Source organism: Clostridium subterminale, from assembly GCF_039521425.1.
Classification (GTDB): domain Bacteria; phylum Bacillota; class Clostridia; order Clostridiales; family Clostridiaceae; genus Clostridium_J; species Clostridium_J subterminale.
The window spans coordinates 131,655-146,044 of record NZ_BAAACI010000008.1; the positions used below are offsets into that span (position 1 = coordinate 131,655).

A 14,390-nucleotide genomic window follows, 5' to 3' on the forward strand; every position below is an offset into this window, starting at 1 on the left:
ATCACTCCCTTATTTTACTCACATTGAAACTGATTCTAGTACCACTTTGCAATGTTTCTATTTTTAATCCTTCACCATAAATGTATTTTAATCTATTATGAACATTTGAGATGCCAATTTTATTTTCCTCCATTTTACCTTCATAGACTTTTTCTATAATCTCTTTTGAAATTCCAACTCCATCATCTTCAATCGCTATCATAATGTTGTTCCCGCAAATTTTTTTGATTTCAATTGTCACTGTACCTTCGCCTTTACCTTTCAAAATACCATGTTTTATGGAATTTTCAACTATTGGCTGAATAATAAGACTTGGAATCTTAACATCTAAATCATCTTCAATATTATAAATTATCTGAAGTTTTTCTCCAAACCTTGCCTTTTCTATCTCTACATATGCTTTAACCTGCTCTAATTCTTTATATATATCTACAGGATTTTCTCCTATATCTAAATTATACCTTAAGTAGGTAGATAAATTTATAATTAACTCTCTTGCTCTATTTGGATTAAATCTGATAAATGAGATTATAGTATTTAAAGCATTAAATAAAAAATGAGGATTAATTTGAGATTGTAGTGCCCTTATTTCAGCCTTATTCGCCATATTTTTCAGCTCTCCAAGTTTACTTATTTCTAGTTGAGTAGAAATAATTTGGGATAAGCCTAGAGCTAAATTTATATTTCTAAAGGAAATAGCATTGTCAGTACAGTAATATATTTTTAATGTACCTATTACTTCATCCCCTTCCTTCAAAGGAGCAATAATTGCAGATTTCAAACTGCAATTCAAGTTAGGACACTCTATCTGCTTTGCATTTGTTAAAGAAAGCAAATTTCCTTCTTTAATAACTTTTTTTGTTGCTTCTGTTATAATCCTCTGCCCTTTTATATGGTGGTCAGATCCTACACCTACATGAGCTAATATTTTCTCTTTGTTCGTTATAGATACAGCATCTGCATGGATTGATTCCTTTATTATTCCACATATCTGTTCTAATGAATTTTCATTCATTTCTCTAAAATAAGGTAAGGTCTTATTTGCTATCTCTAAAGCAATTTGTGCTTGCTTTGCTGCAATTTCTTCCTTTTCTTTAAGTATTTTTTGAATTATCAATATTAAAATTGCAATTCCAATAGCATTAGCAAAACTCATAGGAAAATATATACTCTTTACAATGGTTAAAGCACTGCTAAACGGATGTGCCATTGTAAGAATTAAAATCATTTCTAAAATTTCAATTAAAAGTCCTCCAAATAACCCATAAAACCACTTGTTATTTTCATTTGATTTACTATATATTGTGCCTGCAACTATTCCTGAAATTATAGTGGTTATTGTACATGGTATCGATGTAATACCTCCAATATCTACAAGCAATCTATGAATTCCAGCTATAATACCCGCCATTGTCCCTACAAAAGGCCCACATAGTATTCCCCCTGTCATTACCCCAATAATTCTAGTATTAGCAATGGCCCCATTAACCTCTGTTCCTGTGTAGGTTCCTAAAATTCCAAAGGCTCCAAAAATAATTGAAAGCACAATTAAATCTTGCTTTTTAAATCTATCCTTTTGCACAATTTTCTTAAAGCTTCCTACCCTTGAAACAAAAAAAGCAATAAGAATTATATAACCTAAGTTGTTAGTAAGATTTCTTAGCAATTCAACCATTAATATTAACTCCATTCCACTAAATACATATTGTAAAAATGTCTCTTACATATTTCACTAATTATTTTTTCAAATATCTAAATAAGTTTCTATAAATATTATATACAACATTCCACAATATATAAAGATATTAAAAGGTTAATCAAATAAGAAGGAGCACCCCTAAGAGGTACTCCTTCTTAAATTCTTAAGATATAGGACAATTAATGTATTATAATAATTCAAAAGTTCCCTTGAGATCATTATATATCTTCTTGTAAATCTCATAATACCTTTTATATACTAGGGAATTTTCTTCTTTTGGATATTGTATGCTATTTTCAGAAATTGCTATGCTACAAGCCTCGTTTATATCCTTGTATACGCCTGTTCCAACTCCTGCAAGCAATGCTACCCCTAAGGCTGGTCCTTCTGATGACTTATTTGTAGATACTTTACAGTTAAACATATCTGCTAATATTTGACGCCAAAGCTCACTTTTTCCGCCTCCACCTGATACCATCACATTGGTAGGATTCATTCCTGTGTCTTTAATGATTTCCATACAATCTAAAAGTGAATAGGATACTCCTTCAATTACAGCTCTTAGCATCTCATTTTTTGTATGAGCAGCTGAAAGTCCAAAGAATACACCCTTTGCCTTAGGATTCAAGTGTGGTGTACGTTCTCCCATTAGATATGGAAGATATATTACTCCCCTTGAACCTGCAGGTACTTTTTCTGCTTCTTTAGTCATTAGTACATAAGGATCAATTCCCATATATTTTGCCACTTCAATTTCATTAGTACAAAAATTATCCCTAAACCATTTTAGTGAAAGTCCTGCACCTTGAGTTACTCCCATCATATGCCATGCACCTGGTACCGCATGACAAAAGGTGTGTACTCTTCCTTTTTCATCAATTATAGGTTCATCTAAATGAGCAAATACTACTCCTGAAGTACCTATAGTTGAAGATATTTGTCCACTTTTTATAATACCATTTCCTATTGCACCGGCTGCTTGATCTCCTGCTCCACCTACTACAGGTGTATTCTCTTTAAGACCAGTAAGCTCAGCAGCTTTTTTATGAACCTTTCCACTGACTACAATTGATTCATGTACATCCCCTAAATACTCTATAGGAATATCTAAAGCATTAAGAACTTCCTTAGACCAGCACCTATTTTTAATATCTAAAAGCTGCATACCTGAAGCATCAGATACCTCCGTAGCAAATTCACCTGTAAGCATATATCTTATATAATCTTTTGGTAATAATATTTTCCTACATTTTTCATATATTTCAGGTTCATTATTTTTAACCCAAAGTATTTTAGATGCTGTAAATCCTGTAAGGGCAGGATTTGCTGTAATATCTATTAATCTTTTTTCTCCAACTTTTTCTGTAATCTCAACACATTCTTTAGCTGTACGTTGATCACACCATATAATAGATTTTCTTAATACATTGCCATCTCCATCTAACATAACTAAACCGTGCATTTGCCCAGATAAACCAATACCACTGATGGATTCCGGATTTATATTACTATCTTTTATAACCTGATTAATTGTTATACAAACTGCCTTCCACCAATCTAATGGATCTTGTTCTGCCCAACCAATCTCTGGCTGATATAATGGATATTCTGCTGTAGAAGAGGAAATAGGATTTCCTCCCCTATCAAATAGCACTGTTTTAGTACCCGAGGTTCCAATATCTATGCCTAATAAGTACTTCATATTCTAGCCACTCCAATCAAAACTATTATAGCTTAATAACTGCCTTTACTACATCATTTTTATTTTCTATAACATAGTCAAAGGCTTCCTTTGTCTCACTAAAATCAAATTCATGAGTAACTATTCCATTAACATCAATTTTTCCATCAGAAATTGCTCCTATAGCTGCTGGATATATATTTCTATATCTGAATACACTTTTTATTTCAACTTCTTTAGTCATAATTTGCATGAAATCAAACTCAATTATATCCTTTGGTGCAAGTCCTACTAATACGATAGTTCCACCTCTTTTTACTAAGTAAGGTGTCTGCTTTATTGTGTGCTCTGATCCTGCTGTTTCAATAACAACATTTGCACCAGCATTATTTGTTATCTCATTTATTACAGCTAATACATCTTGATTTTTAGCATTTATAACTTTAGTTGCACCTAATTTTAGGGCATAGTCTAATCTCTTATCTATAACATCTACAACAATAACATTTGTAGCGCCATATGCCTTACAAGCTAATAAAGTTACTAGACCTATACAGCCTGCACCTAAAATTACAACTGTATCCCCTAATTTCACACTTCCTTGTGATACAGCATGTAATCCTACTGCTAAAGGCTCAACTAAAGCACCCTCCTTAGTTGATACATTGTCTGGTAGTTTAAAACACATATTTTCTGGATATGTTATATAGTTCATTAAAGAACCATGATATGGTGGTGTTGCTAGGAACTCCACGTCTGGGCATAGATTATATTTACCACTTTTACAAAATTCACATTGACCACAAGTTTGACCTGGCTCTAATGCAACTCTATCTCCAACTTTTAAATTCTTAACTCCAGGACCTACCTGAACTATTTCTCCAGCACATTCATGACCTAAAATAAAGTCTCCATCTACTATGAAGTCTCCTATTCTACCATGCTCATAGTAATGTACATCTGAACCACAAATTCCTACATATTCTAATTTTATAAGTACTTCTTTATCCTTTGGAGCTGAAACCTCAATATCTCTTGTTTCCATATTATGAGTTCCACACATATATACTGCCTTGTTTATCATCTTTATTCCTCCTAAAGCATCTGAAAATAAATAATAAGTCAAAGATTGGAAGTATATTTTGAGTTAGACAATGAAACAGGTTCCGCAGATAGTAGCACTATCTAAGGGTTCTGTTGACGCAGTATAACACAAAATAGACGAGCATTCCGGTTTATTTATTTTTTGAAAATGCCTAAATTAATTTCAACTATAGACCTTGCACAAAGCTGTACAAGGTCTACATTTTTTATTAGTCTATATTACCTGCTTTTTTATGAATTTCTATAAACTCATCAGCGTTATCCTTTGTGATTAATGGACAATCTACCATTATAGTATCACGCTCTACTTTACCAGTCATAACATCATATGTTAGCTTAACAGCTTTTTCTGCAAGCTCGTAAGCACTTTGAAGGGTAGTTGATGTCATTTCACCATTTTTTATAGCTAAGCAAGCTTCAGCTGTTCCATCAACACCATAAGATAATATATTTGTCTTTCCAGCTGCTTTAGCTGCTTCAAGAGCTCCTACACACATGTTATCATTCATAGATATTATTGCATCAATTTCTCCATGAGTTTGAATCCAGTCTTCCATTAATCTCATTGCTTCATCTTTGTTCCAGTTTGCAATTTGCTCATCTAAGATTTTAACGTCTGGTCTCTTAGCAAAGAACTCTTTTTCCCATCCTTCACGTCTCTTATCAGAATGCATGTTACCTGCTGGTCCCATAAGAACTACAACTTTTCCATTTTTAGGGACCTGTTCTAAAGCTAGCTTTGCATTTTTAGCAGCTTGATCAACTGGATCTGCATCTACTGCAGCTGCTCTATCATTATCATTAATACGGTTATTTACTGTAATAACCTTAACCCCTTTGTCCATAGCTGCCATAGCTGGTGCTACTTGTGCTTCAGAATCAAATGGTTGAAGAAGAATCGCATCATATTGTTTTGTAACTGCATTCTCAATATGAGATGCTATAACTTCATTCTTACTATCTCCATCAAATATATCTACCTGTACGTCCTTATAGTTTGCAGCTACTTCATCCTTTACTGCATTTGCAAGCCAGGCAGCAAAAGAATCTCCTTGTGCTCTTGCAATATATGCAACCTTATAAGTCTTTTCACCATCTGCAGCTGACTCTTTCTTTGTAGTATTAGAACATCCTACCGTAAGTGATAGTGCCAATATTGATGACATGGCTAAAGCTAATATTTTTTTTGTTTTCATAGCAATTGTCTCCCCCTAATAATATTATTTTTGATTTTATTTTAATTTTTACTTTAACTTGATTTAGATTAAACAGAAGTTGCTTTGCTTTCTACTACGTTTTTACCTTTGGTTTTATCATCAATACTGCCTAGTTTTCTGCTTTCTCTTTTGTTTTTAGATTTTATATCGTAAATTACTGCAAAAGCAATAATTACTCCCTTTACTACTTGTTGCATATAAGATTGTATTCCTACTAGGTTCATTATATTGTTTAAGAATCCCATAATGAATGCCCCTGCAAGAGTTCCACCTGCAGTTCCAATTCCCCCAGTGAAGCTTGTTCCACCAATTATTGCGGCTGTCATTCCTTCAAATTCTGCTCCTATACCTGCATTAGGAAGTCCAGCGTTAACACGAGACATAAATAATACTCCTGCAATTCCAACAAATATACCATTTATAAGATAAGCTTTCATCTTAGTTTTATTTACATCTATTCCTGAAGCTCTTGAAGCCTCTTCACTACCACCTACAGCATAAACACATCTACCTAGCTTTGTATGTTTTAAAATGTACCAAGTCAAAAGAGTAATTCCAGCCATGAATATTACAGGAATCGGAATAAACCCTATAGAATTTTGTCCTAGGACAATAAAGTCTCCTATTTGATAAATATTTTGTCCATTAGTAAATAAAAGAGCTGCACCTCTTGCTACAGTTTGCATAGCTAATGTGGCAATAAATGGAGGTGCTTTAAACTTAGTTACCATTATCCCATTAATAAAGTTACAAAGAACACCTACAAGTACTCCAACTAGCACTGCTATTTCTAAAGAACCCGTAGCCTTAAAAGCAGCAACGGAAAGCAAACCTGACAAAGCCAGAACTGAACCTGCTGATAAATCTATAAGACCACATATAATTAGAATTGTTTCACCAAAAGCAATAATAGTTGTTATAGATATTTGTCTTGATATATTTGTTAAGTTTTCTGTTGATAAAAATACAGGACTGATTAAAGAACATGCCATAAACATAGCAAGTAATACAATGTAAATACTATATTTACTTGAGGTTCTTGACCATTTATGTCTAACATCTATCATCTTCATCCTTCTATTCCCCCCTTGTAGCTAATTTCATAATAGCTTCTTGTGTTGCGTTTTCTCTATCTATTTCTCCAGTTATTTTTCCAGATGCCATAACATAGATTCTATCGCACATACCTATAAGTTCTGGCAATTCGGAACTTATTATTAATACTGCTCTGTTTTCTTTTGCAAGTTCTGTTATAAGTTTATATATTTCGTACTTTGCTCCTACATCGATTCCTCTTGTTGGCTCATCAAGTATAAGAACATCTGGATTTCTAAGCATCCACTTTGCAAATATTACCTTTTGCTGATTTCCTCCACTTAGAGAATCAATGGAGGTTTCTAAATTAGGACTTTTAACCTTCATTCTTTCACATATATTTGATACACTACTAATCTCTTTTTTACTATGGAGATGACCCTTATAAAAGAATTTCTCTAAATTAGATATGGATACATTTTCAGTTATACTTCTAATTCCTACAATTCCATATCTCTTACGATCTTCTGACAGCATAACAATGCCATTATTAATACTATCTTTTACATTTTTAATTTTTACTTCCTTACCCTTGACTTTAATTTCACCTGAAAGGTATGGATCTAGTCCAAATATTGTTCTAGCCACTTCACTTCTACCTGCTCCCATAAGACCTGCGAAACCTACAATTTCTCCTCTTTTTACATGGAAATTGATATCATCAAAATACTTACCATCAGTTAATCCTTTAACCTCTAACATGGTTTCTCCAATTTTAATATCTTCCTTAGGGTAAGCATTAGTAATTTTACGACCTACCATAAGAGAAATAACCTTGTCTATATCTAGTTCACTGGCTGGCTTAGTATCAATAACAACTCCATCTCTTATAACTGTTATTTCATCAGCTATTTTAAAGATTTCTTCCATCTTATGGGATATGTATATTATACTAACACCTTTACTTTTTAACTCAGCAATTTTTTCAAATAGAACTCCTACCTCTTTTCTAGTAATTGCAGATGTAGGCTCATCCATAATAATAACCTCTGAATTATAGGACATAGCCTTTAGTATCTCTAGCATCTGTATATCTGACACTGTAAGATCTTTAAACTGAGTTGTTGGAGAATATGGTAAATTTTCTTGTTTTAGTAGTTCTTCTGTATCTTTTCTAATCTTCTTCCAATTGATTTTCCCCAGTTTATTTACTGGCTCTCTTCCTAAAAATATACTTTCTTCTATGGTGATTTCAGGTATATAATTTAACTCTTGAAATATCATAGAAATACCATGCTTACGAGCTTCAATAGGATTCTGTATCTTAACTTCTTTACCATCTATATGAATGCTTCCACCATCAGGCTGGTATATTCCATTTATTATCTTCATAAGTGTAGATTTTCCTGCTCCATTTTCTCCACAAAGCACATGAACTGTTCCCTTTTTAACGGAAAAACTTACATTAGCTAATGCAGTTACCCCAGGAAAAAATTTCTGTATACCTTTTAATTCTAGCTTTGGTATATTGCTCTCCACCTTTATCCCCCCTTGTAAACTTTTAATTTCAATCTATGGCTTAATTATAATAAAAAAGTTATTAACCCATAATGGAAAATAACCTTGGTTTTGTGTAAATTATTCTTACCTAATTTTTCACAAAGTTTTTTGTGCAATATATTAATTTTTTTGTGTAATATATTAATATAGTTGTGTAACATATTTATATATTTTTCAACATTTTTCTCGCTAATACTACTATTTTATAAAAAAAACACTACTTAACATAGTTAAATAGTATTTATGTGCTACACTTTATTTATTTTTGTATGCTATCTTTGTATTGACCTACAGTTAATCCTGTTACCTTTTTAAAAGTCTTATAAAAATACTGTTGATCCGTAAATCCTACCTTTTGATAAATCACTTTCATACTATCTTCACCTTTAATAATCATTTCCTTTGCCTTATCTATACGAAGATTGATAATATAAGAAGAAATATTTATCCCTGTCTCCTTTTTAAATAAAAATGATATATATTGTTTAGATAGATTAATATGAACAGCTATATCTTCTAATGTAACTTTGCTTGAATAATTTTTCTCAATATACTCAACAACTTTATTTATTATATATTTAGAGTTCTGATCATCCCTTATTCGTAAAACTAACTGAGATATCTCATCTATAAACTTACACATTAATTCTGATATAAACATAATTTTAGTAGAATCCATAATTTTATTGTAATACCCCTGATATAAAGTCTCATAATCATTTCCTTCAAAGTACTCCTCATACTTCTCTAGTATACTAACAACAATATTGCAGTACATAAGCTTACATGTTAACTCTGATATTTTACAACTTTTTATTTCCTTCTCTATATAAAGAATATAATTTTTGCCTTCCTCTATGCTTCCTTCTTCTATAAAATTTATAAGAACACCCTTGGAATGCTTTTCGAATTTCAACATATTTATATCCTTAAGTTCTCTATTTGCCCTTGTTTCTAATGTAGAACTTAAGGGTAAATAGAATATGTCTTTACTTCTTTCCACAGATTCCTTAAATTTATTTGGAAATTCCCTAAGATTATCAAATATAGGCGTATAGATTACATCTAACTTAATATTAAAGTATTGAATTACAGTGGCTTTTATATATTTAATTACCTCCTGTACCTCACTATTTTTAATATCTTCCTTGGAAATGAAATATAAAAACCCATCTCCCTGTCCCTTTACAAGACATTGTATTTTCTCTTTAGAAAATATCCATGTTATAATCTCTATCATAGCATTTTTCACATTTTTACTTTCTTTTCCTTCAATAGAAATAGCTATATCCGTTGATTCAGGAAACAAACCTAAAATAGAATATTTCCCTCCATTAATATTAAAATCCACCTGTTTAAACCCCTCAAGGTCTATCTCTTCAAAGGAACTTGAACCATCTATAAGATACTCTATAAGCTGATTTTTAGTCTTCATTAAAGTTTCACTAGCCTTATCCTTACCTAACTCTCCATTATCCATATCATCTAAATTTCTCTTTACCTCTAGCATGGTACTTATTAGTTCCTCATCCTCTACCTCTGACTTAAGAATATAATTATTAGCTCCGCACTTTAATGCTTGTCTTACATTTGTAAAATCATCATAGCAGGTCAACACAAGTATTTGAGTTAAGCTATCTTCTTTCCTTACTTCTTTGGTTAACCATAAGCCATCCTTCTTAGGCATTTTTATATCTGTTATAATCACATCTGGGTTATATAGCTTATACATCTCATATGCCTTTTCACCATTTGGAGCCTCACCTATAACTGTAAAGCCTATGCTATTCCAATCTATTGTGGATTTTAACCCTACTCTCACAAGAACCTCATCATCTACAATTAAAACCTTATATACTTTCATCACCCTCTTTATCTATTAAAAAGTCACCAGCAGATTTACTCATTATAATTCTAGGAACCTCTACCTTAACGTAAGTACCTAGTTTACTTCTATTTCCTATGTTAATTCCATATTCTTCGCCACAATAGAGCTTTATTCTTTGATTTACATTATTTAATCCAACTTTACTAAATTTGTTTACATCCTTTTCTTTACTAAAGATTTTTTCTATATCCTCATCACTAATTCCTGGTCCATTATCTTTTACAAGAATAATTAAATTATCCTCTTCTATACATGCTTTTATAGATATTTCTAATGGTTCCTCTTCTTCATCTTCCCTAATACCATATATCAAGGAATTTTCTACAATGGGCTGTAAAATTAGTTTAGGTATTGTACACTTAAGGCATTCTTCATCAATGTTATAGATAATGTTAACTTTTTCATTAAACCTTAAGTTTTGTATGTTTATATAATTTCTAACATAATCTATCTCATCCTCTAAAGTGATCATTTCCTTTCCTAAGTTTATACTTACCCTTAAGAGTTTTATTAGAGAAGTTACTGCATTACTTACAGATTTATCACCCTGTATCTTAGCCATCCATTTTATAGTATTTAAAGTGTTATATAAGAAATGTGGATTAATTTGTGCATGCAATGTCTCAAGTTCTAATTCTTTTTTAAATCTTTCCTCTTCCACTAGCTTATCAACAACTTCATTCATCTTTCCAATCATATTATTAAAACTATTTCCAAGTTCCCCTAGCTCATCAGTTCTATCCACATTTATGCGTACATTTAGATCTCCATCTTCAGCCTTCTTCATCATATTTTTCATACTCACCATAGGCCTTGAAATTTGTGACGAAAAGAATAAACAAATTAGTATAGTTATAATTACATAGATTGTTCCACCTATAAGCATATATCGTTGCATATTTGTAATTTCTTTGTATAGATATTCTTTAGATATAATCTTTACAATTTTCCAATTCGCCGAGGGAATATTTGAATATATACATACCTTTTCAATATTATCATCGGTAAACTCTATTGAACCCACATCTTTATTGGATGATAGCACTTCTAATGCATAATTTTTATCTCCAATATTCTTCCCTATGATTTCCTTATTGGAATGACTAATAATCTGACCTTTGGAATTACAAATAAATAATTCGCTACTTTCTTCTGTGATAAGACTTTTATAAGAATCCTCTAATATTGTTTCATCCATATCTATAAATATTATTCCCATGTCCATTAAGCTATTTAAATCTATTACCTTTCTTCCTAAAGAAAAATAATTCTTAGGAATTTCTCCCGACAATATCTTAACTCTAACAGGAATTGTATCAAACCAAACTAACTCTCCATGTGTTTTATTAATATTATTAATATCAATTTCCTCTTGCACATAAGTTTTAATAGCACCCACATCATAAGTTTTATCTTTAGTTATAAGGGTTATACTTTCCACCTCTTCATTTGTAGTACAAAAATTCCTCAGTATATTATTTACGTCCTCATGACTTTGCATTGATGAATCTTTCAAGTTTTCTATAAAATCTCTATTATTAACAACCATATCTGATAAGTCTGCAATGCTATCAATTATGAAATCAATATTACTTCCTGCCTCATATACAGATTGTTTTGCAGATTCACTATACTTTGTAGTAATAATAGATTTCATCACATTGTTATAAATAATATATATAAATCCAATAGGTATAAATATTAATAGAATAAAAATAACTAATAACTTATTTCTAAAGCTCTTTTTAATCCAAGAGGCTTTCATTTTATCTCCACTCTTCATTGTAGTAAACTCAACTCTTCAAATATTTTATCTGCTACCACCTTAGGATCCAAATCATTGTTAACCATATCTCTTACGTTGTTAATAATTATTTGTTCTACAAAATAGAAATTACTTATCTTAGATCTAAAATATACATTATCCTCTTTCCAAACCTCTAATAGTGCAGGTAAGTGATTTAAATTACTTATTTCATTTGTACTACTTTTTACATTCTCTATGATGTTCTGTACATCCTTGCTATTATATACAGATTTTCTTGGTGGCATGCTTCCACCCTCAGGTTCCCATAAAACCATACTTTGTGTCTGCGGAGCTGTAGCCCAAACTATAAATAACCAGGCAGCCTTCTTTTCAATTTCTGTAGCATTGCTATTAATACCTATGCCTGCTCCTCCATATATATTTGCACTTCTTACATCTCCATAGGGCAATATGCTATAGCCAACCTTACCTGCCACCTTAGATATATTAGGATTTTCCACTACAGCCCCATTCTCATCCCAGTTTGCCATCATTGCAATTTCACCATTTTTAAATGCCTCTGCAGTATCTGTCCAATTCCAATTAATGCTCTCTGGTGCCCCTACTTCTACCATTTGCTTGTACATACTTAATCCATCTTCAAATCTATCATTTTGTACTGAAATCATTTTAGGGTTTTCTACTCCTAATGTATTAACATAGGGATCATCAAAATAATTTCCTCCATAGGATGCAAGGACATTAGAAAAATCACAATATACTGAATTATGCAGTTGAGCCATCTGTGCACTTCCATATTTAACTTCTTCATCTGGAACATTTTCATCGATCCACTTGGAAACAATGCAATATCTTTCCCAAGTAAAATCTTTTCCTCCTGGAGTCCAATCAAATCCATTCGCAGCCATAAATTGATCTCTATATTTTTCAAAAATATCTTTTCTATAAAAGAAAATCATAGTTGTAGTATCAAAAGGTATAGCACATAACTTAGTCTTATCACCAAAATAGGATAAAATATTTACTTGATTATCAAAGAAATCCTCCATTCCACCTGGTATATGAGGCATCTTAGGATCATTATTATATAAATTTAAATCCTCTAGATTATTGTAAAACCTGTTAAGAGTTTGATATGGATCTACATAAACAAGTTGAAACTTTCCTCTCTCAGATATAAAATCATTGTTTATCTTTTTTATCATTGTAGTATAATCCATTGGTCTAATATTTACTCTAATACCAGTTTTCTCGGTAAAGTTTCTACATTCCCTAGAAAGAATATTAGCATTTATATTATTTTCTACCACAAAATTTAAGGTAGTACCTTGAAATTCTCTCCAATCAAATCCTTCTGGTGTTTCTATATTAGGTAATTCATTATCCCATGGATAAAAAGGCGCTTTAAGCTTATTATTAATTAATTCATCATCTTTAGCCTTAGCCATTATTATGTTTTCGCTATAAGTAGTAAAGCAAATCATCACTGCAACCATAATTACAATGAAAATATATATTCCTTTATTCCTAATAATAATCACCTTCCTCTTCCGTTGTTATATGAAATACTATTCCATTTAGCTACATTATACATAATAATTCTACATATTTAAATGATTAAATCACTATTTTTTTATAAAAATGCTACTCAATTAAAAAATATTTAAAAAGAACCCCCTTAATGAGAGTTCTTAAATTAACTTATTTTCTTTTAATGAATCTAGTAATAATTCTTCAATTTTGTTTAAAGGTATACCATTTCTAAATTTAACATACATAGCAAAAACTGCAGCATAAAACCTAGCATATACCTGTCGAATTTCTTCTATTTCAAAAGTGCATTTGCTATTAACATATCCAATTTACGAATATCTACTCCCTTTTGAAGGTTTACTTTGATTTGACCTGCTCTAGTCCATAATTCAACTTCAGCATTAAGATCAAAAAGCTTCCCTGCATTTTCAGTAGACCACATATTAATAGAAGAATAAGGTAAAGAATAAACCTCTACTTTTTTACCTGTAAGCCCTTGTGCATCTCTTACAATTAGTCTTTTATTAGTAAAAATTGCGCTGTCACGGAATGTTTTATAAGCAGCAACTGCCACTTCTCCTTCCACCAATAAATTGTTAACGTCATTTGGAATTGGGCATTCAGATACTAGTGTCCATGTTAATATGCTTTGTGTTTCTGCCATTTTGTTTACCTCCTATATGTAAATCATTATCTATATTTACTATTCTACTTACACTTAAAAAACCCTTCCTCAATAAATCTTTTTTTATCAATGTTTATTGAAAGTATAAGGATTGTATTTCATCGACTTATCTATTTTTATTTATAAAAATAATAGTACTATTAACAAAAGCCTCCAAACCTGCATGAACAGAACAACTAGCTTAATATATTAAAACCAGCTTGCATTTCAAATCATCAAA

10 protein-coding genes are annotated in these 14,390 nt (G+C 31.3%); all 10 read right to left on the minus strand.

The window, feature by feature from the left end; all coding sequences use genetic code 11:
- Position 1 precedes the first annotated feature (1 nt).
- The gene (locus tag ABDZ93_RS17135) at positions 2 to 1,675 is read right to left on the minus strand and encodes a LytS/YhcK type 5TM receptor domain-containing protein (protein ID WP_343827725.1); all 1,674 of its coding nucleotides are present in this window, start codon (positions 1,673 to 1,675) and stop codon (positions 2 to 4) included.
- Positions 1,676 to 1,886: 211 nt separating this feature from the next.
- Positions 1,887 to 3,401: a xylulokinase gene (xylB, locus tag ABDZ93_RS17140; protein ID WP_343827726.1), complete on the minus strand. Its 1,515-nt coding sequence runs from the start codon at positions 3,399 to 3,401 to the stop codon at positions 1,887 to 1,889.
- 25 nt (positions 3,402 to 3,426) lie between these two features.
- Positions 3,427 to 4,464 carry an NAD(P)-dependent alcohol dehydrogenase gene (locus tag ABDZ93_RS17145; RefSeq protein WP_343827728.1) on the minus strand — a complete coding sequence of 346 codons (1,038 nt, stop codon included), beginning with the start codon at positions 4,462 to 4,464 and terminating at the stop codon, positions 3,427 to 3,429.
- A gap of 229 nt (positions 4,465 to 4,693) precedes the next feature.
- The gene (locus ABDZ93_RS17150) at positions 4,694 to 5,680 is read right to left on the minus strand and encodes a sugar ABC transporter substrate-binding protein (RefSeq protein WP_343827729.1); all 987 of its coding nucleotides are present in this window, start codon (positions 5,678 to 5,680) and stop codon (positions 4,694 to 4,696) included.
- Between the two features lie 68 nt (positions 5,681 to 5,748).
- Entirely contained in the window at positions 5,749 to 6,765 is a 1,017-nt protein-coding gene (locus ABDZ93_RS17155; RefSeq protein ID WP_343827905.1) for an ABC transporter permease, read from the minus strand.
- A gap of 13 nt (positions 6,766 to 6,778) precedes the next feature.
- Positions 6,779 to 8,275, minus strand: a complete 1,497-nt coding sequence (locus tag ABDZ93_RS17160) for a sugar ABC transporter ATP-binding protein (protein ID WP_343827730.1) — start codon at positions 8,273 to 8,275, stop codon at positions 6,779 to 6,781.
- A 280-nt stretch (positions 8,276 to 8,555) separates the two neighbouring features.
- Positions 8,556 to 10,160 carry a response regulator transcription factor gene (locus tag ABDZ93_RS17165; RefSeq protein ID WP_343827731.1) on the minus strand — a complete coding sequence of 535 codons (1,605 nt, stop codon included), beginning with the start codon at positions 10,158 to 10,160 and terminating at the stop codon, positions 8,556 to 8,558.
- Entirely contained in the window at positions 10,147 to 11,967 is a 1,821-nt protein-coding gene (locus ABDZ93_RS17170; RefSeq protein WP_343827732.1) for a sensor histidine kinase, read from the minus strand. The genes ABDZ93_RS17165 and ABDZ93_RS17170 overlap by 14 nt, the downstream gene beginning before the upstream one ends.
- Positions 11,964 to 13,493 carry an ABC transporter substrate-binding protein gene (locus tag ABDZ93_RS17175; protein WP_343827735.1) on the minus strand — a complete coding sequence of 510 codons (1,530 nt, stop codon included), beginning with the start codon at positions 13,491 to 13,493 and terminating at the stop codon, positions 11,964 to 11,966. The genes ABDZ93_RS17170 and ABDZ93_RS17175 overlap by 4 nt, the downstream gene beginning before the upstream one ends.
- A 284-nt stretch (positions 13,494 to 13,777) precedes the next feature.
- The gene (locus ABDZ93_RS17180; RefSeq protein ID WP_343827736.1) at positions 13,778 to 14,149 is read right to left on the minus strand and encodes a PH domain-containing protein; all 372 of its coding nucleotides are present in this window, start codon (positions 14,147 to 14,149) and stop codon (positions 13,778 to 13,780) included.
- Between the last annotated feature and the right edge of the window lie 241 nt (positions 14,150 to 14,390).

Bases quoted from the DNA above. Each gene is read 5' to 3' on its own strand.
- ABDZ93_RS17135 (WP_343827725.1), bottom strand. From the start codon at position 1,675: ATGGTTGAATTGCTAAGAAATCTTACTAACAACTTAGGTTATATAATT.
- xylB (WP_343827726.1), bottom strand. From the start codon at position 3,401: ATGAAGTACTTATTAGGCATAGATATTGGAACCTCGGGTACTAAAACA.
- ABDZ93_RS17145 (WP_343827728.1), bottom strand. From the start codon at position 4,464: ATGATAAACAAGGCAGTATATATGTGTGGAACTCATAATATGGAAACA.
- ABDZ93_RS17150 (WP_343827729.1), bottom strand. From the start codon at position 5,680: ATGAAAACAAAAAAAATATTAGCTTTAGCCATGTCATCAATATTGGCA.
- ABDZ93_RS17165 (WP_343827731.1), bottom strand. From the start codon at position 10,160: ATGAAAGTATATAAGGTTTTAATTGTAGATGATGAGGTTCTTGTGAGA.
- ABDZ93_RS17170 (WP_343827732.1), bottom strand. From the start codon at position 11,967: ATGAAGAGTGGAGATAAAATGAAAGCCTCTTGGATTAAAAAGAGCTTT.
- ABDZ93_RS17180 (WP_343827736.1), bottom strand. From the start codon at position 14,149: ATGGCAGAAACACAAAGCATATTAACATGGACACTAGTATCTGAATGC.